The following is a 20,343-nucleotide window of genomic DNA, read 5'->3' on the forward strand; positions in this document are numbered from 1 at the left end:
CACGGCCGATGGCGACCAGAGGAGATGAAATGAACACGATCGCTCCGGCAGCGATGACGCGAGAGAACCCCAGCTCTCCGCCAGACGCGAATCTCACTGCCGACGACGTCGTCAGCGCCGCGAAGAACCTCGTCCCCCTCCTCCGCGAACACGCGGTGCGCACCGACGAGGAGCGGCGAATTCCCGACGAGGTGTACCGCGCGGTCCAGGAGGCCGGCCTCCTCCACATCCTGAAGCCGAAGAAGTACCACGGGCTGGAGCTCTCCGAGCACGAGCATGCCCGCGTCGTCATGGAGCTCGCGAAGGGGTGCGCCTCGACGGCGTGGGTCGTCTCGATCCTGAGCTCGGACAACATGGCGATCCTGTCGTATCCCGAGCAGACGCAGGACGAGATCTGGGCGGACGACAGCTACGCGACTCTCGCGGGGAACACGAACCTCAACCCGAAGGCGAAGACCGAGCGGGTCTCGGGCGGATACCGCCTCTCCGGCAGCTGGGGGTTCTGCAGCGGGTCGGACTTCTCCGAGTGGCTCATCTTCAACGCGCCGGTCGGTGAGGACGGTGAGGGCCACATGTTCCTGCTCCCGCGGGAGGACGTGGGGACGGTCGACGACTGGACGCCGACGGGTCTGCGGGGGACGGGCAGCCGCACCAAGGTCGTCGACGACGTGTTCGTGCCCGATCACCGCATCATGAAGACGTCCGAGACGGTCGACAAGCTTCAGGAGCGCAGGTCGCTGCATCCGACGTTCGACGCGCTGTACGCTCCGTGGCCGTCGTACGGACGATTCTCGTTCGCCGGGGTCGGGTTGGGCGCCGCGCTCGGGGCCTCGGACCAGTTCGCCGCGACGGCAGGGTCCTCGAGCCGTGTGGCCAACGCCCTCGGTGGGCGCGTACGTCTTGCCGACCAGGACTACATCGCCACCGAGTTCGCCGACATCATGGGAGAGCTGGAGATGGCGCAGCGCCAAGTCGAGTACCGCAGCCGCGTCGCCGCCGAGCAAGCGGCCCAGCACATCTCACCGAGCGAGAAGGATCTGGCGATCCAGATCCGTGACAACTCCCTGGTCGCGCGCGTCGCGCTCGAGGCGACGCAGCGGCTGCAGATGATCGTCGGAGCCAAGGCGGGGTTCCCCGCCCACTACGCGTCTCGTGCCAAGAGGGATGCCGAGATGGTCGCTTCCCATGTGACGCTGAACTGGCGTCAGGCCTCCGTCCGCTATCTCTCCGCAGCCATCGAGGAGGGATCGGCATGAGCCTTGCGACGACACCGACGGCGGCCCCCGGCAGGCCGATCACCCCCGACGACTTCAAGCTGGCGTTCCGGCTGCACCCCGGAGGCGTCGCACTGATCGCCGCCGACTCGGGAACGGGGCCTGTCGCGCTCACCGCCAGCTCGCTGGCATCCGTGAGCGCAGAGCCGCCCATCCTCATGTTCTCGGTTTCCGCGCTCTCCTCCAGCACGCCGGTGCTCCGGACCGCTGGAACGGTCGTCGTGCACCTCCTCGACGCGGAGGGTCAGGATCTCGCCGAGCTCGGGGCCGCACGCGGCATCGATCGCTTTGCGGACACCGTGCGATGGTCTCGACTCGAGACGGGCGAGCCCGTGTTCCACGAGGCGCGTGCCTGGATCAGAGCACGCGTGCTGCACCGGCTCGACGCCGGCGGATCCACCGTGATCGTCGCCGAGGGAATCGAGTCGAGCGTGGACGACGACCATCTGGAGGCGTACGGAGATCGACAAGGCCTGGTCTATTTCAACCGGTCCTGGCACCGGGGTCGGCGACACGTCGAGAAGCTGATCCCCGATCCCTTGCTCATTACGGTCGGCCTAGTTGCCCTCTGTTCCCAAAGTTCAGCAACCGGTGTGGACCGCGCGAAGCTGGCATCAATCCTGTCTGAGTCGTCGGTTGTTCGAGCTGAGCCGACGTCGCCGACGGTGCGTCGATGGAAGCGGTTGACAGCGTCGGAGCGAGCCCAAGTGGCACAGCGGTACGAGGCGGGGGAGATGTCTACGACGCTTGCGACTGATTATGGGGTGGCCAAGTCAACCATCCTCAGTGTCTTGCGGGAGGCGAACGTGATGGTGCGGCGCAGTCCCTAACTTCCGAGCAGGTCTCGAAAGCGGCAGCGCTTTACGACTCCGGGCGGTCGCTGTCACAGGTTGCAGCGCAGATGTCGCTGAAGCAGGACACGATCCGGCTGGCCCTGAAGGCAGCAGATGTAGCGCTACGCCCACCCGCGGGGCGGTAATCCGCGTACGTGGCTTCTCGAAAAGATGAATGTTCGAGGAGCGCCAACACGGTAGGGCTGGTTCAGAGGTACTCGAACAATTCGACAGGGGTGGCGAAGCTCCGCCGACTGGCCGACCCGCAGCCCGCACGACGTGGTCCGGCGGCGAGTGGACCGGTTCCGCGGCGTGCTCGTCGCCTTAGCGTCTTGAACTCACACGTGAGGATCCCGAGGCCGTCCCTCTGGCGGTTAGAGATGAGATCGTTGCGTCGTATCGGGCAGGGGAGACGCTCGCAGTCATCAGCGGTCGGCATGGCCTCAGTCCAAGCAAGGTACAGCGTTTGCTGGTCGGGGCGGGGGAGCTAGTCCGTGCTCGTGGGCCAAGGAAGCCGGCCGTCTCCGACGATCAGATTCAGCAGATGGCAGCGCAGTACGAGCACGGCGAGTCACAACGACGGCCCTGCCGGATGAGCCTCCTAGAGGCCCTGCTTCTCGAGCATGGCGCGCCTGAGCGGACAGTCCAGCGCGCCCGCTGCCGCGGCCGCAACGTCGTCGAGCGGCGCTTCGACAAGCTCAAGCAATGGCGCGGGATCGCCATGCGCTCGGACAAGCTCGCCCGCAATCACTACGCCGGGCTCTGCCTCGCCGCGACACGTCACTGGCTCACAGGACAACAGGCTGAGCTTCATCGGAGCGGCGGGCCGAGGTCGAAGGCAGCACCAACACCCTTAGAGACGTGCCGCGCTGGCTTATGGTCCGCTCGCGCGTTTCCGATGTCGCGGTCTGCATCAGTCCCGGTGATCATGTGTGTTGCTTCGTGGACTTCGGTGAACCGTCCGTCGTCGGCGAGGGCGCCGAAGAGGTACACCTCCTGGACGACGATGGTGCCGTCGATCCTGGTGATGTGCGCCCGGTGTCGATCTGCGTATGACCTGTCGTACACGAGCTCGTCGAGGACCTCGATCTCGGCTCGATCGATGATCTCTCGTAGGTGCGCGATGTGCTCGACGAACCCCGCCCGGTCGCTCCAGACGCCGTCAGTGCGTTGGCGATAGTCGTCTGAGAAATGTTGCTCTACGGCGTCATCGACCGAGATGTCGCGGTTGTTGAGAAGGGCATCGAGCACGCTGAGGATTCGGGCATCGGGTCTCATCGCGAGCCTCGATCCTTCAGACGTCGTGTGGTGAGAAGCGCGCCGGTCGTCAGTGCCAGAAGGCCGAATGGCAGCAGGAGAGCGACAACGCCCATGCTCGAGCCGGTGGCAGCGAGGGTCGCGCCCGTCCGGGCGGGCATGCCGACGCTCGGCATCGGCGTGGAAGTCGGGGTCGGCGTCGGCGTCGGGATAGGGGTAGGGATGGGGGGCGCGGTTGTGCCGCTCCCGTTTCCGCCGCCGCCCTGGCGGACGACCGTGCCGGTGACTGGGACGGTGTCGCTGCCCTCTACGGCGATGTCGGCGCTGTTCGTGTAGGTGCCGCTTACGCCCTGGTCGGTGACACGGGTCATGAAGTGGACGTCGTAGTAGTGTCCGGCGCGGGCGGTGAATGTCACCGACGACGCCGTGGAAGTGTAGGTCGAGGGATCCGCCGGTGCCCAATAGCTAGGGAACTCTCGACCTCCGTCGACGACAAGGCGTGAGGATTCCCACAGTTGGGCGTAGGTGGTTCCGTTGTACTCGTTGAGCAGTTCTTGGTTGGGTCCCGGGCGGTCGGTGACGGTCACCGTGTCGCCATCGGGCAGGCCGTCGCGGCCCGATCCGATCTGCACGACCCAGTCGGTCACGCCGTTCGCAGCGTCGTAGGAGCCCCACTTTCCGTTCTCCCGTCCGGTGAAGGCGCAGTCAGTCGTGCACGCGCCGGGGCCCGGTCCCGGGGTCGGTGCGGGATCCACCGTGATCGTGACGGTTCGTCCCGCGACCGAGTACCGCTCGGTCGTCGACTGCGTGGTCTCGGTGGTGACCGTCACCCAGAACGTGAACGACCCGTGCAGGTCACGCGGGTGTGCTGTGAGGTAGCCGTCGTCGAAGACGCAGTCCAATGCCGTGTTCGTCACGGTGCATTGACCCATTGCGGTTCCGGACGGGTCGAGCAGGGGGAAACCGTCCGATCTGCCTTGGAGCGCTTCGGGGAGAGCGATAGTGAAGCCTGCGGGAGTGGCGGGATCGTCGGGCAACGACCATGTTCCGCTCAGCTCGGCAGCCGATCCCGACGTGACGTTCTGCTGCGTGAACTCTAGGGAGTCGATCGTCGCCTCTGTGGCGCGCTGCGCTGTCGCGGCAGAAGCGGCCGAGGGCGACAATGCGGGAGCCGCGGCGATGCATGCCAGGACGACGGCGGCGAGCCCGACGAGCCTCCGGCGGGTGAAGGATGGTGTATGGCTTTTCATGATGCTCCAGGTGCCCACGGCTAAGGACGCCATTGTTCGACCGTGGACGTGTGAGTGATGTTCGCAGTGGTGGCGTCATGAGAGAGAGTGCGTGGAGGGCGGACTATGACGCGGTTATCCGCAGTCACCGCCCGTGGGAACCGACTTCGAGACCGATCTGCTGCGCGAACCACAGGCTGTCGGCGTTTGCCCAGTAGTCGTGGATGAGGCCATCCTGCTCGACTCGGAGGATGTCGGTGCCGAAGAAGTTCACCGCCCGACCGACCGCGGCCGTCGCGCCGGGAATGCCGCCGACGTAGGCGCCGTTTGCGCGCCACCGCAGCACCACTATGTCGTCGTCGCGGAACGGTCCGAGCTGGATCGTGAAGCGCAGACCTCTGAGGACACTGTGGATGCCGTTGATCCAGCCGTTCAGCGCTGATCGGCCCGCAGATTCTCCGGGTTCGCCGCCTGTCAGCGGTGCGCGTGCGAGGTAAAGCCCTCGGCCACGATGCGGTCCGTCGCTCTGAGGTCGCCGTTCCACAAGGCGCCCCAGTCATTGGCGATGCGGTGCGTGACGTCATCCATCAAAGCTCTTTTCGTTGGGAGATTCGTCGAGCTAGCAGCCCGCGGGTGAACACGACGCAGAAGCGCAACAACGCGCGCCGTCGCCGTGTGAGGGTGAAGCCGGTGCCGCGGATCGACAAGCCGTTACGGAGGACGTCCTGTGGGAGGATGCGAAGGTGTGCGCGGAATGCGGTCGCACCGTCGGCTGACTGCACATCGAAGACGACGCGGGTGGAGGCGCGGTAGCGTGCGATCGGGCCGTGGCCGACGTGGCTTTTGATCCCGGTCAGCGCCCAGATGTGCTGTCCGTGGTGGACGATGGTGAGGTCGTATCGCAGGGGTAGTCCTTGCCCGGCGGGAAGAGCTGGAATGTGCCGGTCACCGTGGGGGTGCCAGGCAGATTGTCCCTTCAGTCGAACTCTTCGTCCGAAGGTTGGAACATCCATGACATGGTCGGGGTGCGCCCTGTGACACTCCACCCGCCGCTTCGCGGCGTGCGGAGCCTCTGTCACAGGGGCCCGCCTGAACAACCCCTCGCGCAAACGAACAAGGGACCGACCCTGCGGGCCGATCCCTTATTCGTTACGGTCGGGGTGCGCCCTGTGACACTCCACCCGCCGCTTCGCGGCGTGCGGAGCCTCCGTCACAGGGGCCCGCCTGAACAACCCCTCGCGCAAACGAACAAGGGACCGACCCTGCGGGCCGATCCCTTATTCGTTACGGTCGGGGTGCGCCCTGTGACACTCCACCCGCCGCTTCGCGGCGTGCGGAGCCTCCGTCACAGGGGCCCGCCTGAACAACCCCTCGCGCAAACGAGTAAGGGACCGACCCTGCGGGCCGATCCCTTATTCGTTACGGTCGGGGTGACAGGATTTGAACCTGCGGCCTCTTCGTCCCGAACGAAGCGCGCTACCAAGCTGCGCCACACCCCGTGGCAACCCTCCAACTCTACCGTGTTCCGCGCCGCGGGACGAATCGGTGCCGTTCAGCGGTGGGGCGGCAGGAGAAGGCGAGGCTGGGCGAGCTCCAGGCGGCTCACCGACATCTTCACGTCGGAGAGGTCCTTTCGGGCATCCGACGTCTCCTTCCGGATGTCGCTGATGTCTCCCTCGATCTTCTCGAACCGGGTGTCGACCCGGTCGAACCGGGCGTCGATCTTCGTGAACCGGGTGTCGACCCGGTCGAACCGGGCGTCGATCTTCGTGAACCGGGTGTCGACCCGGTCGAACCGCGCATCGATCTTCTCGAACCGCGCATCGACCTCGTCGAACCGGGCGACGATCTTCTCGAACCGCGTATCCATCCGCCGCAGCGCCCACGCCAGGAGTGAGCCGACGCCACCGAGGAGCGCGATCGCAGCGGCGCAGATGGCCACGACAACGCTGATCACCTCGACGGTCACGAGCATGCCTCCATTGTGCCCCGCGCCCCTGTGCACTGTCACGGCCGTGCGCGATGGGAATGCCGCACCCACAGGGCGATGCCGCCGAGGATCAGCGCCGAGAGACCTCCGACACCTGCGACCCCGCCGACCACCGCTGCGTCCGGTCCGGTCGCAGCCAGCAGGTCGACGCGGGTCGTCTCGCCTGCTTCGCCGCACGTGCCGCGGTGCACCACCAGCGGCTCCGCCGTGGGCGCGGCGCGGTAGCGCAGTTCGGCGATCCAGTGGCGCACCCCGGCATCCCGCGATGAGACCTCGGGCGACCGGTACTCGCCCGGTCCCGTCACGGCGATCGGCGGGGTGACCGTCTCACGGGTCTCGTCCGTGCACACGGGCGCATCGCCCGAGGATCGGTACACGGTGAACACCAGCTCGGCATCCGCTCCCTCTCCGAGACCGGTCACGGTCGCCGTGTCGGCGTAGGGGGCGCCGACGGCGACGCGCTCATCCGCGACAGTCGCCACCTCCGGCGCGGTCACCACGGTCGTCTCATTCGGCTGGCCGCACGTCCCCTCCGCAAGGAGCGTGCGCTCGCCACCGGCGGGGCCGTGCCAGAGCCTCTCGATCCAGAAGTAGGTGCCGGTCTCGTGCAGCCGCACTCCGGGCGAGGCCACCTCGCCCGGACCGATCACGGTCACCGCGGCCGTCGACGTCACGAGCGTCTCCGGTGTGCACGCCGCCGCCGGCTCACCGCCGGGCGAGCGGTAGAGATCGAACGTGATCTCGGTCGGACCCGTCGCCGGGATCGGGCCGGCCACCGTCGCCACGTCCCGCGCCTCGCCGCCGAGCCCGGTCGATGCCTGAGCCGTCGTCGTCACCGTCGGGCGGGGCGCCCGCGTCGTCTCCTCCTCGACTCCGCACAGCCCCTCGTGGACGAGCACGCCCTCGGTGTCCGTCGCACGCTCGCGCCACACGTAGGTGCCGAAGTCCGGGACCGCCGGTGCGGTGAACGAGGTCGAGCCCGCAGCATGGATCCGGATGCTCTCACTCCGCCACAGGCTGTTCTCCGGGGTGCAGGCGTCCCCTGCCACGACGCCGTCGGGTACGCGGAACACCTCGGTCGAGACATCGAGCCCTGCCGACGGCACCGCGCCGGACACGATCACGACGTCGCTCATCGAGGCTCCCACGGCGACGACGGGTTCCGCGGCCGACGACACGGCGGTCACGGCCGTGACCTGGCTGACCTCGCCGAACCGTTCCACCCAGACGTACCCCGGCTCCAGCACCGCCTGTGTCCCGGCCGTCTGCCGGTCGTGCTCGATCCGCCACACGGCCGTGTAGAACCCAGGCCCCGGCAGCTGCCACTCGGACTCGACCCGGTAGGGCACCTCCGGCCCGCCGACAACGTCCGTCGTCACCGTCAGCGCACCCACCTCCTCGGCGTCCGCGGGCACCGTGTCGGCGAGCTGCGGCTCCGTCGCGGTGCGGTACACGGATGCGGTCGCGGACACCGGCGCATAGCCGCCGTCAGCGGTGCGGGCCCACGGGCCCTTCGCGCTCGAGAAGCTGACGTCGTCGATGTAGCGGCCGCCCGGCACATAGCGCGACACGACCTGAGTCGAGATCTGCGGCGCGAAGCGGATGTCGCGGGGCGTGGCGTCCTCGCCGGCGACCGGGAACTCGAGCTCGCCGCCGGGGCCGGCCGTGTCCTGCCCGCCGGGCGTCGTCATGTAGCGCACGGCAGGCAGGAACCCGCCGCGGAGCGTGCCCGAGCCGCGCACCGTGTAGGTCGCTGCGCCGGATGGGGGAGTGGCGATGAGCTCGTACGTCGCCCCTGCGGTCGCGTCCTCGCGGACCGGGGATCCGGTGTCGGCGAAGACCGCGTTCTCGAGCGTGACGGTTCCCCGAGCCGCGACATCCGCATGCACCGTCACGGTCCCGCGCCCGGAGTCGGCGGCATCCGCGGTGAACTCCAGCCGGCCCGAGCCCTGCGCCGGGCCTGCCGGCTGCGCCATCGCCTCGGTGTAGTACGCGGCGGCCAGATCCTGCACCGCCTGATCCTGCGCGGGGGCGAGGGCCGAGAACGTCCAGTGGATCGCGCCCTGCAGCGAGTCGCCGGGATAGCCGAAGGTGTGCAGCGTCTCGTCCCAGTCGGCGATGGCCTTGACCGCCCATCCCACGCTCGCCGCCTGCACCGGGTCGCTCGTCTGCCCGTAGCGGGAGACGAGCATGTTGATCGCCGTGAGCCGTTGCGGGTCGAGACCGGCCGCGTCGAACGACAGCCCGTGGTCGACGCTCTCCCCGGTCGGCACGGGGCGGCCGGGGAAGATGCAGTACGTGTCGATGCCGTTCACGCGCATCGAACCGTGCCATCCGTACGCCGACACCGGCTCCCAGGCGCCGAACCCCGCACCGGGGGAGGCGGCCGAGGCCGACTTGGTGAGCACGACGGCGCCGCCGACGACCACGGTCGCGGCGAGGAGCAGGGCGATCAGCACGCGTTTCATGCGCCCGATCGTGCGGCGGGAGCCCGCCTCGGCGGGCGCTGTTCCTTGCTTCTGTGGAGGACGGCGTCCGCTCAGCCGCCTGTGGAGGGGAGGATGCGGCTGCTCAGAGCCGCGGCACCAGCGTCAGCAGCGAGGCCTCCGGGCGGCAGCCGAACCGCACGGGTGCGTAGATCGAGTGTCCGATGCCCGCGCTGACATTCAGCGGCACGCGTCGTCCGCCGTGCGTCCAGCCACTGAGCCCGCGGGCCTGATCGAGCGGGATGTCGCAGTTGGCGACGAGCGCTTTGGCCGAGAAGGGCACGCGGACCTGTCCCCCGTGCGTGTGGCCGGCCAACAGCACGTCGGCGCCGAGGTCGGTGAACCGGTCGAGCACTCGGCGATAGGGCGCGTGCGAGACCCCGAGGGAGAGATCGGCACGACCCTTCTCGCTCGTGAGCTGCGCGGCCCGCAGCTCGGAAACGGCGTCCAGGTCGTCCCAGTGCCGGTGGGCGTCGCTCACACCGAAGGCGTCGATCCGCAGCCCCTCGACATCCCACCTGCTCGTGCGGTTGTCGAGGTCGCTCCAGCCCAGGTCGTCCGTGAAGAAACGGTCGAGGGCGTCGGTGTCGAGCCGCACCTGGGCCGGCTTCGCCGTGGACGGACCCAGGAAGTAGCGGAACGGGTTGCGCGGAGAAGGCCCCCACACATCGTTCGAGCCATGGACGAAGACCCCCGGCACTCCCGCGAAGGGGCGACAGCGCGCGGCGCACGCCGTCGAGCGAGTCCGGGTGCCCGAGGTTGTCGCCCGTGTTGACGACGAAGTCGGGGCGGAGCTCGGCGAGCGAGGCGATCCAGGCCTGCTTGCGATGCTGCCAGGGTGCCATGTGCGCGTCCGACAGGTGCAGCACGCGCAGCGGGGGAGCGCCCTCGGGCAGGATCGCGAGCGTGTGGCGGCGCAGGGTGAACAGATGCCGCTCGATGCCGATGCCCCACACGGCGGCCGCAGCGCCGGCCGCCCCCGCCGCGCCGAGCGCGGCGAGGGCGAGCCGGCGAGCCGTCATCGACCTCTGTCGGCTCACGGACACGCGAGCTTGGAGTAGTTGATCTTGATCGCGGCGCTCTTGTTGGTCGCCGTGCCCGCCGCCGGATCCGTGCCGGTGGCGCGGGTGTCGTTGGCGGGGAGCGTCGGATCGGGCGTACACGTGCCGAGCGAGATGCTGGTGAAGCCCTTCGCCTGCAGCTGCGACTGCGCCGCCTGGACCGTGCCGCTGACCGGTGGCACGGTCGCGCCCTGGCCGTTGCTCGCGTTGATCGTGACGGTCGTGCCGCTCGCGACCTGACCCGCACCAGGGCTCTGTGCGGCCACGAGGTTGGTCGCGGCATCCGAGTCGACGGGGTCTCCCACCGTGACCTGGAACCCTGCCGCCGTGAGCGTCTGGGTCGCCTGGTCGACCGGCATCCCGACGACGTTCGGCAGGTTGACGTACACGACCTTGGTCAGGTTGTTGTCCGGGTCGGGGAAGTTCCCCGGGGGGTACAGCTCGTCGGCCTTGGCCTGGATGCCGAGCGCCACCGGGTAGCGCAGGTTCGACACCTGGGTTCCGTTCGCAAAGTTGTTGAAGATATCGCCCAGACCGGTGGAGTTTCCGACCCAGACCGCGGTCGTGACCGCAGTGCTCGACTCGATCATCCAGCTGTTGTACTGCTCGTGTGTTCCGGTCTTGCCGATCAACTGTGCCCCGTCGCGGGGGTTCGCCGATGACCCGGTGCCACCGCCGGCCATGACGCCCTTCAACGCGTACGCCGCGGTCGCCGCGACCTGCGGGGTGATGACCTGGCTGCAGGTGCGTTGGGGCTTCTTGTCCGGCAGCTCGTTGCCGTCCGAGTCGAGCACCTTGTCGATCGCCTGCGGCTGGCAGTAGATGCCGTTGTTCGCGACGGTGGCATAAGCGCCCGCCATCGCCAGCGGCGAGACCGCATCCGAGCCGATGATCTCGCTCGCGTTCGACATGGCGACGGGAGCGTCGTGATACGTGTCGATCACGCCCATCTTGGTGGCGACCTTGCCGATGTCGCAGAGGTCGAGCTTCTCCGCCATGGCGAGGTAGCCGGAGTTCAGCGACTGGGCGGTGAACTGCATGGGCGTGCCGTAGAAGCCGTTTCCGCTGAAGTTGTTGATCTTCCAGTTCTCCGTGTTGACCCAGTCGCCGGAGCAGGTGTTCGTGAACCGCTTGAAGGTGCGGTTGACGCCGTTGAGCTGCTCGTTGACCGAATGCCCCTTCTCCAGCCAGTCGATGAGCGTGAAAAGCTTGAAGGTCGACCCCGCATTGAAGCCGGTCGAATCTCCGTGCTCCTGGTCGCCTGCGTAGACGAGCGAGGAGTAGTTCGGATCGTTCTCCGTGGACGCTGACTCGCTGAACTTCGTGTTCTGCGTGATGGACAGGATGCGCCCGGTCGAGGTCTGGAGGTTGACGCTCGTCGCGCCGAGGCTCATTCCCTCGATCGAGCTGGGAACGTTCTCCGCCATGGTCGCGGCAGCGGAGGCCTGCAGGTTCGGGTCGAGCGTCGTGACGATCTTCAGGCCGCCGCGGCGCAGCGCCGTCATGCGATCGTCCTCCGTCGCGCCGAAGGCGGGGTCCTTCTTGATGATCGACACGACGTACTGGCAGAAGTAGGCCGCGGAGCCGGCTGCGGCACAGCCCTGCACCGCCTCCGTGATGTGCGGGGTGATCGGATCGGCGACCGCCTGGTCGTGCTGCTCCTGGGTGATCTTTCCGTCGGCGAGCATGCGGTCCAGCACATACGTCTGCCGCTTCTTCGTCAGGCTGTAGCCGTCGGCCGCGCCGTTGAGGGGATTGCCGCTCGCGTCGGTCGTCGTTCCGTCCGGCAGATCGATACGGTAGGTGTTGGGGTTCTGCACGATCCCGGCGAGCGTCGCGGCCTGGCTGAGGGTGAGGTTGCTGGCCGGGACGCCGAAGTACCGCTTCGCGGCCGCGTCGATGCCGTACGTCGTGCCGCCGAAGTTCGCGATGTTCAGGTAGCCCAGGAGGATGTCGTTCTTGGAATACTGCTGTTCGAGCGCGACCGCGTAGCGCATCTCCTGCAGCTTGCGCTCGATGCCGCCCTGGTCGATGTCCGCGTTGGTGACCTTGTAGAAGCAGGCCTGGCTCTCCTCGTCGGAGGTGGCGGTCCACTCGCACTGCTGAACCAGGATGTTCTTCACGTACTGCTGACTGATCGACGATCCGCCCTGGGTCTCGCCGCCTCCCTTGAGGTTCGACAGGAGCGCGCGGGTCGTGCCGATGAGATCGAGACCGCCGTGGTCGTAGAAGCGCGGGTCCTCGCTCGAGAGGATCGCGTCGTACATGACCGTCGCGACCTGGTCGAACTTCACCGGAGAGCGGTTCTGGTCGAAGAAGGTCGCGAGCTGCGTCGTGCCGTCGGAGTACATGAGCGTCGTCGGCTGCATGAGCTCGTCGATCTGCAGGACGCTCGGAAGATTGTCGAACATCGTGATCGCGCTGGACGCCGCAGCGCCGGAGACGGCGATCGCGGGCGTGACGGTTGCGGTGATGAGAACACCGGCGACGGCGCTGAGGCCCACCAGTCCGGCGATCCCCCCGAGCACGCCGCTGGCTGTCCGTTTCGTATCGGGCATAGGGTTGATGGTAGGCCAGGATGCTGGGGGTCACCTTCATGGTGCCTGCATCCGCTTCACCTCGAACCCCGGGAGCCCCGAATGACCACGTGGGAGTACGTGACCACCCCGCTGCTGATCCACAACACGGCGGCGATCCTGAACAACTGGGGCAAGCAGGGCTGGGAGCTCGTGCAGGTCGTCCAGGGTCCCGAGGGCGGCCTCGTGGGCTACTTCAAGCGGCCGGCGGGTGCGGGGGCGGAGAACGCCGGGCTCGGCGCTGCGGCCGTCGCCGCGCGCCAGTTCGAGGGAGACGCGCAGTGAGCATCGCCGCTCGCCTGGCCGAGCTCGGCATCGACCTTCCCGACGTCGTGCCGCCCGTCGCGGCGTACATCCCCGCACGCGTGCACGGCGATCTCGTCTACACCTCGGGGCAGTTGCCGATGGTCTCCGGTGCCCTGCCCGCGACCGGGAAGGTCGGGGACGGGCACGGCCTCGTACCCGCCGACGATGCGAAGGCGCTCGCGCGGCAGTCGGCGCTGAACGCGCTCGCGGCCGCGGCCGCCGTCGCCGGGGGAGTGGATCGTCTCTCGGGCGTCCTCAAGCTCACCGGGTTCGTCGCATCGGTTCCCGAGTTCACCGGTCAGCCCGGTGTCATCAACGGCGCCAGCGAGGTGCTGGGCGAGATCTTCGGCGACGACGGCCGTCACGCCCGTTCGGCGGTCGGGGTTCCCGTGCTGCCGCTGGACAGTCCGGTCGAGGTCGAGGTCGTCTTCACCCTCGCCTGAGCCGTCGCGCGCCGAGGACACCGACGCCCGCCAGGACGGCTGCGACCGCGACCGCACCGGCGATCGCGAGCGAGAACGCGTCCTGGCCCGTCGCTGGCAGTTGCGGAACCGCATCCGATGACGGGGAGGGGTCGGGCGAGGTCCCGTCGAGGGCCGCGCGCATCGTCGTCGCCCATCGCCAGGGGCGCGAGGGGCCGTCCGGCTGCGAGTTGAAGTACTCCCAGCCGGCGATCCCGCCGAACTGCGGGTAGGTGGCGGTCAGCTCGCGCAGCCCGGCGGTGAGCTCGGGGATGGGCACCCAGCCGCCGGCCGTGCAGTTGTCGGGATCGGTGATCGCGGCGATGACGAGCTTCTCCGGTGGAATGCCCGCGCCCTTCTCCCGCTGGTAGCGGATGATCTCGTTGTAGTCGTCCGGCGTCGGGTCGCCGTGTCCGCAGTAGGCCTGCATGTTGAACCAGGCGATATCGGATCCGCGTTGACGGTAGAGCTCGTTGACGTCCACGCCGTACTGGCCGTCCGGGGACGGATCCGCGTCCGGGTCGTTCTCGTCGGGTGAGCCGAACTCGGACATGACCGGGGACGCGGTGATGAGGAAGTCGGGTCCGAAGTCGGCGCGGAGGGCGTCGATGACGTCGACGACCGTGTCGACGTCGATGCGCAGGCCCTGTGACATCTGCGCGCTGTCGAGCTCGGTGTCCAGGTCGATGCCGTCCAGCCCGTATGTCTGGACGAGATCGCGCAGGCGGGGGTACTGGGTCGCGAAGTCGCTCTGGAGGTTGGGCCAGGTGTCGTTCTGCGCACCGCCGATCATGCCGATGACCGCGATCCCGGCCGCGTGCATCTGGTGCAGCTCGTCCCACATCCGGTCGTACATGGGATCCGACGGCGGATCGTCATTGAGGTTCAGGACGTTGGTGTTCATGTGGATCGCCGCGAGGTTCACGACATCCACCCCGGTGCGCTCGATGAGCAGCGGCAGCGCGGAGATGTACCCGGTACGGGTCGGATCGCTCTGATAATGCTTCTGGTAGTAGACGATCACGCGCCGCGAGTCGCGCACATCGGGGGCGGCGGATGCGGCGGCGGGCAGCGCGAGGGCGGATGTCGCCACCGTCGCGATCATCAGGGCGAGCCGTCGTCGCACGGTGTCTCCTCCTCGAGGGCGCGCTCTACCGCCCACCTATGAATTAGGTTAGCCTTACCTCAGAGCCGCGTGTCAGGCCGGGGTGGCGACTGTTGGTAGCGGCAGCCACCCCGGCACCTCGTCGGCTCATCGACCGTCCGCACGCGTGCGGACGTCTCTCCGAGTGCCGAGAGGCACTCCAACCCTAGTGATTGGAGTATCCCCGAATGTCTGGAATGCTGCGAAAGCGCACGATGGCGGTCTCGATCGCGGGCCTCGCGCTCGCCCTCGTCGGCCTGGCGGGAGCCCCGGCGTTGGCGGCCACGGGCCTCAGCCCCGCGCCGTCGATCGATGGCTCCGGCGCCCGGTACTTCGTCGACGGAGACACGACCACGACGACCGTGACCGGGCTGGACGCCAACACCGAGTACTACGTCGGCCTGTGCTCGAACACCTCCTACCTCTTCGGCATCCCCGCGTGCGCCGGCTTCCAGTCGGTGACCTCGGATGCGTCGGGCTCGCTGACGGCCACCGTCACCCTGCAGCGCGACGGCGCCAACACGCACGCCGGGGCCCCGGGGCAGCCGAGCACCGTCGACTGCAGTGCGACGAACGCCTGCGCGATCAAGGTCGCCACCCACGGCACCGTCAAGCAGGTCGTCGACCAGAGCGTGTCGTTCCGCGTCGACCAGTAGTCGCCGCGCTCCCACCCGGCGGGTGGGGTCGGCCCTGACCGCCCCCACCCGCCTCCCCACGTCCCCGCACCCGACCGAGGTACCTCCGCATGTCCGCGCGCCGCCGCATCCCCGCCTTCACCGCCGTCCTCGCCCTCCTGGCCGGACTCCTCGTCGTCTTTGCGCCGACGCCCGCCGTCGCCGCGTCGACCGAGATCTCGTCCGGCTCCGTGCACTGGGGCATCAAGGAGTCCTGGCGCAACTACATCGGCTCCGGGGTCCTCATGACGGGAGGGGTGACGCGCGCCGCCGACGGCGCCTTCGACTTCCCGGTCACGGGCGGCTCGTTCGACGACGCGGGCAACGCGCTGACGCTGCAGCTGGGGGGAACCGTGCGGTTCGCGGCCTACTGCGAGGACAACGCGGCCTACACGAACTGTCTGCTCGACTCGACGTTCTCGAAGCTGAGCCTGACGATCTCCGCGGAACGACAGGAGCTGCGCGGCGACTACGACGGCATCTCGCGCGACACGCCGGGCGGGGCGATCACGCACTACGGCAATGTCGTCATCGCGACGATCAACGCGCTCGAGGCGACGCCGAGCATCGAGAACGGCACGACGTCGTGGCCGGCGATGCCGACGGTCGCCGGGGACGGCTTCCCGCTCTACCCGGTGGGGACCACCATGGACCCCGTGTCCCTGTCCTACCAGGGACCCGGCGGAGCGCCCGATCTCGGCGAGCACTGGAGCACCCCGGGAACGCCCGCCTTCACGCCCGGGGCGACCTGGGTGGGCGCAGCCAATCCCGTCAGCCGCGACGTCCTCGTGGGTGCGAACGCCGTGCACGTCGTCGAGCGCGCGACCTCCTCCGCCACACAGCTCACGGTGCGCTCGCTCGACCCCGTGACCCTCGTCGCCGGCGCGTCCATCGACGTGCCGCTCGCATCGAACGCCGCCTATGCCGTCACGATCGATCCGGCGTCCGACCGCGTGTTCATCGTGACCCAGGTGCGCACCAACATCAACGGCGTCCGCGGCGGCGACGCGACCGTGCGGGCCGTCACCCTGGCGGGCGGCCAGTACGAGTCGTCGACCCTCGGCACGATCGCCGGCACCGCGTACACCTTCAACTCGATGACCTGGAACGCGGTCACGGGCGAGCTCGCGATCATCACCCAGGTCCGCGGCTCCGCCGCCGACCGCTTCACGCTCACCCGCGTGCCCGGCGGGACCGGCTCGCTCGTCGCGCAGCCGATCGTGATCGCCGACAGCGTGGTCGATCCGCAACGCTCCGCCGACCTCTTCGGCTCGAGCGGCCCGAAGGCAGGCGGGACCCTGGTCGCGCTCCGCGACGGCAGCTACCTCGCCGTCGGCAAGCTGGTCGGCGGCAAGCCCCTCGCCCCCCGGCACCTCGTCGTGGGAGCCTCGTCCGCGGTCGTCACGCTCGTCGAGAACGCCGTGCCGACCGTGCAGCCCTATCTCGCCGAGTACAACCAGTACTTCAACTACGAGCTCGCCGCGCGCGCGGCCGACGGCAGCATCATGCTCTACAGCGCCAACTGGACCGGCGTCGTGGGCTACGTCGACGTCGTCGGCGGCACGGTGCGCACGCTGGCGAACGACGTCGCGCTCGGCGTGCAGGGCTTCGGCGAGCAGGCCGGCTCGGACGCGGCGCACGGGCTCGACTACGCGCTGAGCCAGACGGCGAGCGCGATCGACGTGCTCCGCGACCACCGCCTGCTCACCAGCATCCCGATCGGCGGCTTCGCGCGGGACAGCGGCGGTCGCGACGCGTTCGCCGTGCTCGGCGACGGCTCGCTGATCGTGCAGGTCGCGGACACCGCGACGGGTCGCCGCGCCCTCCAACGGCTCACCCTCACCGGTGTCGCGCCGACGATCACCGCAGACCCCACCGATCGAGCCGTCACGCTGCCGGCGGGGACCTCCTCCGCCCCGATCGCCTTCCAGGCCTCGGGGACGGGTGACATCCGCTGGCAGATCCGCCCGGCCGGAGCCTCCACCTTCAGCGACATCGTCGGCGAGACCTCGCCGCTGCTCGCGCTCAACGCCACCCTGAACACGGACGGCACGCAGGTGCGCGCGGTGTTCTCGAACGCGGCGGGGGCGGTGGCGACGGCCGTCGCCACGATCCGCGTCACGACCGCGCCCATCATCGAGGCTCAGCCCACCGCATCCACCGTCTACGTCGGTCAGCCCTACGAGCTCTCGGTCCTCGCGACCGGCAACCCCGCTCCCACCGTGACCTGGCAGCGCCAGTCCGGGGACGGATGGGTCGATGTCACGACCGGCGTCGACGGCACCCGTCTGACAGTGGCCGCCGCGCCCCTCGCCGACGACGGCGCCGTGTACCGCGCGATGCTCGTGAACGCCGTGGCCACGGTCTACAGCGCCGAGGTCCGCGTGACGGTGCGCGAACGCCCGACCGTTCCCGAGACCACGACCTACACCGGGGTCGCCTTCGAATGGACGGGCGGACCCGAGTGGCAGCACCGGCCCCCGAACGGGAGCACCGCGAACTACTTCTCCGCGGGCGTCTCGGACGGCACCCAGGCCACGTACCGCGCCTCGGCCGACGGCGTCGAGATCCTCCAGCGCGGCTCCGACGGCACGACGACGGCGCCGGCGACGTGGGACACCCGTGGTGCGCACGTCGCCGCCGGCGGCCAGGCAGCCCAGCTCATGCGGTTCACGAACGGCACCGCCGTCCTGGATGCGGACGGTGCGGCGACGATCACGTGGCCCGGAGCGGTGAGCGTGAACTTCTACGACGGCCTCGTGCCCTTCACGATCACCGACCCGAAGCTCGTCGTCGCCGCCGACGGGACCGGGTCGCTCACGGCGGACCTGTCCGGCTACGCGGGCGACATGTCGAACCCGGACAAGCCCAAGGAGGCGGTCGCCCCCCAGGACGACGTCACGATCGCCACGTTCCGCGGTGCGGTCGTCGACGCCCAGCGCGGCTTCGTCGTGACCCCGGACTTCGCGGGGGTCGAGATCGACGCCCGCGCGGCGGCACCCCGCAGGTGCGGTCCGGATCGGGATGGGGCTCCTGGCCGCAGCCGTTCATCGACTTCCAGTCGACGACCCACCTCGCGGCGTACTTCTACTCGACGGGCGGGTCGATGGATGCCGCAAAGCGGCCGGCCGCGTTCGCCGTCGGCTTCGCCGGGGCCAGCATCCCGAGCACTCCCGTCACACCCGAGACGCCTGTCGTCACGCCTCCCGTCGTCGCCCCCACGGGTCCGACGACCGCCGTGCAGACACGTGAGGGCGCGCTGCTGTGGGGTGTCAAGGCCTCGTTCCGCAGCTACATCACCGGCCCGATCGCGCACGGCTCGATCGCCGTCGCGAACGGTGCCAGCGAGTCGGACGGCCAGTTCCGGTTCGGACAGACCGGCAGCGCGATCTCGGACGGGCGCGGCACAGCGAGCTACGGCGGCTCCGTGCGCTTCACGGGTCACTCCGGCGTGCTCGACCTGACCTTCGCCGACCCGCAGGTACGCATCGACTCGTCCTCCAACGGTGCGCTGCTCGTGAGCATCGGCGGGCGCCGCACCGAGGTGGCATCGCTCGACCTCGCCGCCGGCTCCCGCAGCGACTCCAACGGCGCGATCGCCTACAGCTCGGTTCCGGCGACGCTGACCGCATCCGGAGCGGGTGTCTTCTCCTACGGCTCGTCGCAGTTCTACTCGGCGGGCACCGCGATGGACCCCGTCACGTTCGTCGTCGGCGCGGACGCGGCGCCCGGCTCCGGCGCTCCGGCGCGAACGGTCGCCGCAGCCGCCGCGAAGGCCGCGTGGACCCCGCCGGCCGATCCGCCCTCGCGCACGGGCCTCACGATCGATGCGAAGTACGCGTCGGGCGTGACCGCGGGCACCGAGATCGCGGCATCCGGGGCGGGGTTCGCGCCCGGGGAGACCGACATCAAGGTCGTCGTGTACTCGACCCCCGTCGTGCTCGAGCAGGCGCTGACCGCGGACGAGCAGGGAGTGGCCACCTGGCGCGGTCTGCTCCCCGCGACCCTCGCACCCGGCGAGCACACGCTCACCTTCCAGGGGGCGGCTCTGGCGCTGGGCGCGCCGATCACCGTTCGCGCGGCCGCTCCGATCACGGGGTGCACCGTGACGGACGCCTCGATCGACTGGGGCTTCAAGGAGTCCTTCCGGTCCTACATCTCCGGCTCGATCGCCCACGGCGAGTGGACCGTGTCGGACGGCGCGGCCTACAAGACCCCCGTCTTCCAGTGGCGCGGCGGCAGCGGCACGGTGGACGCCGCGGCGATGAGCGGACAGGTCGACTTCACCGGCACCGTGACCTTCACGGGGCACGACGGCCTGCTGCACACGACCGTGGGCAATCCCCGCATCCGCCTCGTCGACGCGGAACACGCACAGCTGCTCATGGATGTCTCCGGGCTCACCATGGACGATGCGCTCGCCGGGCGCACCGACAAGGTCGTGACCGTCACCGCGGTGCCCTTCGTCGCCCTCGACCTGTCGCAGGGCCAGGTGACGCGGGAAGGCGACACGATCACCGCGAAGGGAGTCCCGACGACGATCACGCCGGATGGATTCGCCGCCTTCCCGAACTACCCGGTGGGAACGGCGTTCGATCCGATCGACTTCACCATCACGGTCAGCGACTGCGCCGCACTCGCGCTGCCCGAGGAGGACGCGACGGCGACGCGGGAAGCCGCCGCGCCCGCGGGATCCGCGCTGCCGTGGTGGGGCTGGGTCCTGATCGCCGGCGGAGCGCTCGCGCTCGCGGCAGTCGCATCCCTCACGACCGCCGCCGTGATGCGGGCGCGCGGACGTGAGACGGGCTCGTCCGGGACGGTCTGACACCGGCGGAGGCATTCCGCCGCGAGAGTGAGGGACGGCGGGGACGCGGCACGATACGCGTCCCCGCCGTCGTCGTGCGCGGGAAGCGGCCGTGGCGGGCACCGTGGGCCCACGGGCGGGAGGCCGGCGGCGGAATCATGGCCGAGTCGACGCGGGCCGATCGGCAGCGGCGAAACACGACGCAATGCGCCGACACAGGGTTACGCGGACGTTTGCCGCGCGGTGAG

The 20,343-nt window shown here is 69.2% G+C and carries 14 protein-coding genes, 1 tRNA gene and 3 pseudogenes; 8 read left to right on the forward strand and 10 right to left on the reverse strand.

Features of this window, described 5'->3' with window-relative positions; translation table 11 throughout:
* Positions 1 to 29: 29 nt before the first annotated feature.
* The 3 genes and pseudogenes from QE381_RS15140 to QE381_RS15150 form a co-directional block, all read left to right on the forward strand.
* On the forward strand, positions 30 to 1,256 hold the full coding sequence (locus QE381_RS15140; protein ID WP_307219480.1) for an acyl-CoA dehydrogenase family protein: 1,227 nt from the start codon (positions 30 to 32) through the stop codon (positions 1,254 to 1,256).
* A complete protein-coding gene (locus QE381_RS15145) occupies positions 1,253 to 2,104 on the forward strand; it encodes a flavin reductase family protein (protein WP_307219481.1) in 852 nt (283 codons plus the stop codon). Before QE381_RS15140 ends, QE381_RS15145 begins: the two co-directional genes overlap by 4 nt.
* A 664-nt stretch (positions 2,105 to 2,768) precedes the next feature.
* Positions 2,769 to 2,897, forward strand: a pseudogene (locus tag QE381_RS15150) (IS5/IS1182 family transposase); the annotation flags it as partial.
* A 20-nt stretch (positions 2,898 to 2,917) separates the two neighbouring features.
* Here QE381_RS15150 and QE381_RS15155 read toward each other — a convergent pair.
* The 9 genes and pseudogenes from QE381_RS15155 to QE381_RS15195 form a co-directional block, all read right to left on the reverse strand.
* Positions 2,918 to 3,385: a hypothetical protein gene (locus QE381_RS15155; protein WP_307220604.1), complete on the reverse strand. Its 468-nt coding sequence runs from the start codon at positions 3,383 to 3,385 to the stop codon at positions 2,918 to 2,920.
* A complete protein-coding gene (locus tag QE381_RS15160; RefSeq protein ID WP_307219482.1) occupies positions 3,382 to 4,632 on the reverse strand; it encodes a hypothetical protein in 1,251 nt (416 codons plus the stop codon). The genes QE381_RS15155 and QE381_RS15160 overlap by 4 nt, the downstream gene beginning before the upstream one ends.
* 106 nt (positions 4,633 to 4,738) lie before the next feature.
* Positions 4,739 to 5,071, reverse strand: coding sequence for an ester cyclase (locus tag QE381_RS15165; RefSeq protein WP_307220565.1), 333 nt, complete (start codon positions 5,069 to 5,071; stop codon positions 4,739 to 4,741).
* A gap of 109 nt (positions 5,072 to 5,180) precedes the next feature.
* Positions 5,181 to 5,606: a hypothetical protein gene (locus QE381_RS15170; protein WP_307219483.1), complete on the reverse strand. Its 426-nt coding sequence runs from the start codon at positions 5,604 to 5,606 to the stop codon at positions 5,181 to 5,183.
* Between the two features lie 412 nt (positions 5,607 to 6,018).
* A tRNA-Pro gene (locus QE381_RS15175) sits at positions 6,019 to 6,092 on the reverse strand.
* Between the two features lie 53 nt (positions 6,093 to 6,145).
* The gene (locus tag QE381_RS15180) at positions 6,146 to 6,568 is read right to left on the reverse strand and encodes a hypothetical protein (protein WP_307219484.1); all 423 of its coding nucleotides are present in this window, start codon (positions 6,566 to 6,568) and stop codon (positions 6,146 to 6,148) included.
* Positions 6,569 to 6,600: 32 nt separating this feature from the next.
* Positions 6,601 to 9,051: a hypothetical protein gene (locus QE381_RS15185; protein ID WP_307219486.1), complete on the reverse strand. Its 2,451-nt coding sequence runs from the start codon at positions 9,049 to 9,051 to the stop codon at positions 6,601 to 6,603.
* A 103-nt stretch (positions 9,052 to 9,154) separates the two neighbouring features.
* Positions 9,155 to 10,091: pseudogene (locus QE381_RS15190) on the reverse strand (metallophosphoesterase).
* A gap of 14 nt (positions 10,092 to 10,105) precedes the next feature.
* Positions 10,106 to 12,688 (reverse strand): transglycosylase domain-containing protein, encoded by a 2,583-nt coding sequence (locus QE381_RS15195; RefSeq protein WP_307219487.1) that lies wholly within the window; start codon positions 12,686 to 12,688, stop codon positions 10,106 to 10,108.
* Positions 12,689 to 12,769: 81 nt separating this feature from the next.
* Here QE381_RS15195 and QE381_RS15200 point away from each other — a divergent pair, with 81 nt between their 5' ends.
* Positions 12,770 to 12,991 carry a hypothetical protein gene (locus tag QE381_RS15200; RefSeq protein ID WP_307219488.1) on the forward strand — a complete coding sequence of 74 codons (222 nt, stop codon included), beginning with the start codon at positions 12,770 to 12,772 and terminating at the stop codon, positions 12,989 to 12,991.
* Positions 12,988 to 13,455, forward strand: coding sequence for a RidA family protein (locus tag QE381_RS15205; RefSeq protein WP_307219489.1), 468 nt, complete (start codon positions 12,988 to 12,990; stop codon positions 13,453 to 13,455). Before QE381_RS15200 ends, QE381_RS15205 begins: the two co-directional genes overlap by 4 nt.
* Here the strand turns inward: QE381_RS15205 and QE381_RS15210 are convergent.
* Positions 13,442 to 14,599: an LPXTG cell wall anchor domain-containing protein gene (locus QE381_RS15210; protein WP_307219490.1), complete on the reverse strand. Its 1,158-nt coding sequence runs from the start codon at positions 14,597 to 14,599 to the stop codon at positions 13,442 to 13,444. The two genes, QE381_RS15205 and QE381_RS15210, sit on opposite strands and share 14 nt — an antisense overlap.
* Positions 14,600 to 14,805: 206 nt before the next feature.
* Between QE381_RS15210 and QE381_RS15215 the strand changes: the two genes are divergently transcribed.
* The 3 genes and pseudogenes from QE381_RS15215 to QE381_RS15225 all read left to right on the forward strand — a co-directional run bounded on the left by QE381_RS15215 (position 14,806) and on the right by QE381_RS15225 (position 20,116).
* The gene (locus QE381_RS15215; protein ID WP_307219491.1) at positions 14,806 to 15,273 is read left to right on the forward strand and encodes a neocarzinostatin apoprotein domain-containing protein; all 468 of its coding nucleotides are present in this window, start codon (positions 14,806 to 14,808) and stop codon (positions 15,271 to 15,273) included.
* An 89-nt stretch (positions 15,274 to 15,362) separates the two neighbouring features.
* Positions 15,363 to 15,899, forward strand: a pseudogene (locus tag QE381_RS15220) (HtaA domain-containing protein); the annotation flags it as partial.
* A 2,630-nt stretch (positions 15,900 to 18,529) separates the two neighbouring features.
* On the forward strand, positions 18,530 to 20,116 hold the full coding sequence (locus tag QE381_RS15225; protein ID WP_307219492.1) for an HtaA domain-containing protein: 1,587 nt from the start codon (positions 18,530 to 18,532) through the stop codon (positions 20,114 to 20,116).
* The last annotated feature ends 227 nt before the right edge of the window (positions 20,117 to 20,343 follow it).

The sequence above is a fragment of the Microbacterium sp. SORGH_AS_0888 genome (assembly GCF_030818905.1).
In the GTDB taxonomy this organism is placed as follows: Bacteria; Actinomycetota; Actinomycetes; order Actinomycetales; family Microbacteriaceae; genus Microbacterium.

Coding starts and splice junctions, on each gene's coding strand:
- QE381_RS15140 (WP_307219480.1), top strand. CDS start 30: ATGAACACGATCGCTCCGGCAGCGATGACGCGAGAGAACCCCAGCTCT.
- QE381_RS15145 (WP_307219481.1), top strand. CDS start 1,253: ATGAGCCTTGCGACGACACCGACGGCGGCCCCCGGCAGGCCGATCACC.
- QE381_RS15155 (WP_307220604.1), bottom strand. CDS start 3,385: ATGAGACCCGATGCCCGAATCCTCAGCGTGCTCGATGCCCTTCTCAAC.
- QE381_RS15170 (WP_307219483.1), bottom strand. CDS start 5,606: ATGGATGTTCCAACCTTCGGACGAAGAGTTCGACTGAAGGGACAATCT.
- QE381_RS15180 (WP_307219484.1), bottom strand. CDS start 6,568: ATGCTCGTGACCGTCGAGGTGATCAGCGTTGTCGTGGCCATCTGCGCC.
- QE381_RS15185 (WP_307219486.1), bottom strand. CDS start 9,051: ATGAAACGCGTGCTGATCGCCCTGCTCCTCGCCGCGACCGTGGTCGTC.
- QE381_RS15195 (WP_307219487.1), bottom strand. CDS start 12,688: ATGCCCGATACGAAACGGACAGCCAGCGGCGTGCTCGGGGGGATCGCC.
- QE381_RS15200 (WP_307219488.1), top strand. CDS start 12,770: ATGACCACGTGGGAGTACGTGACCACCCCGCTGCTGATCCACAACACG.
- QE381_RS15215 (WP_307219491.1), top strand. CDS start 14,806: ATGTCTGGAATGCTGCGAAAGCGCACGATGGCGGTCTCGATCGCGGGC.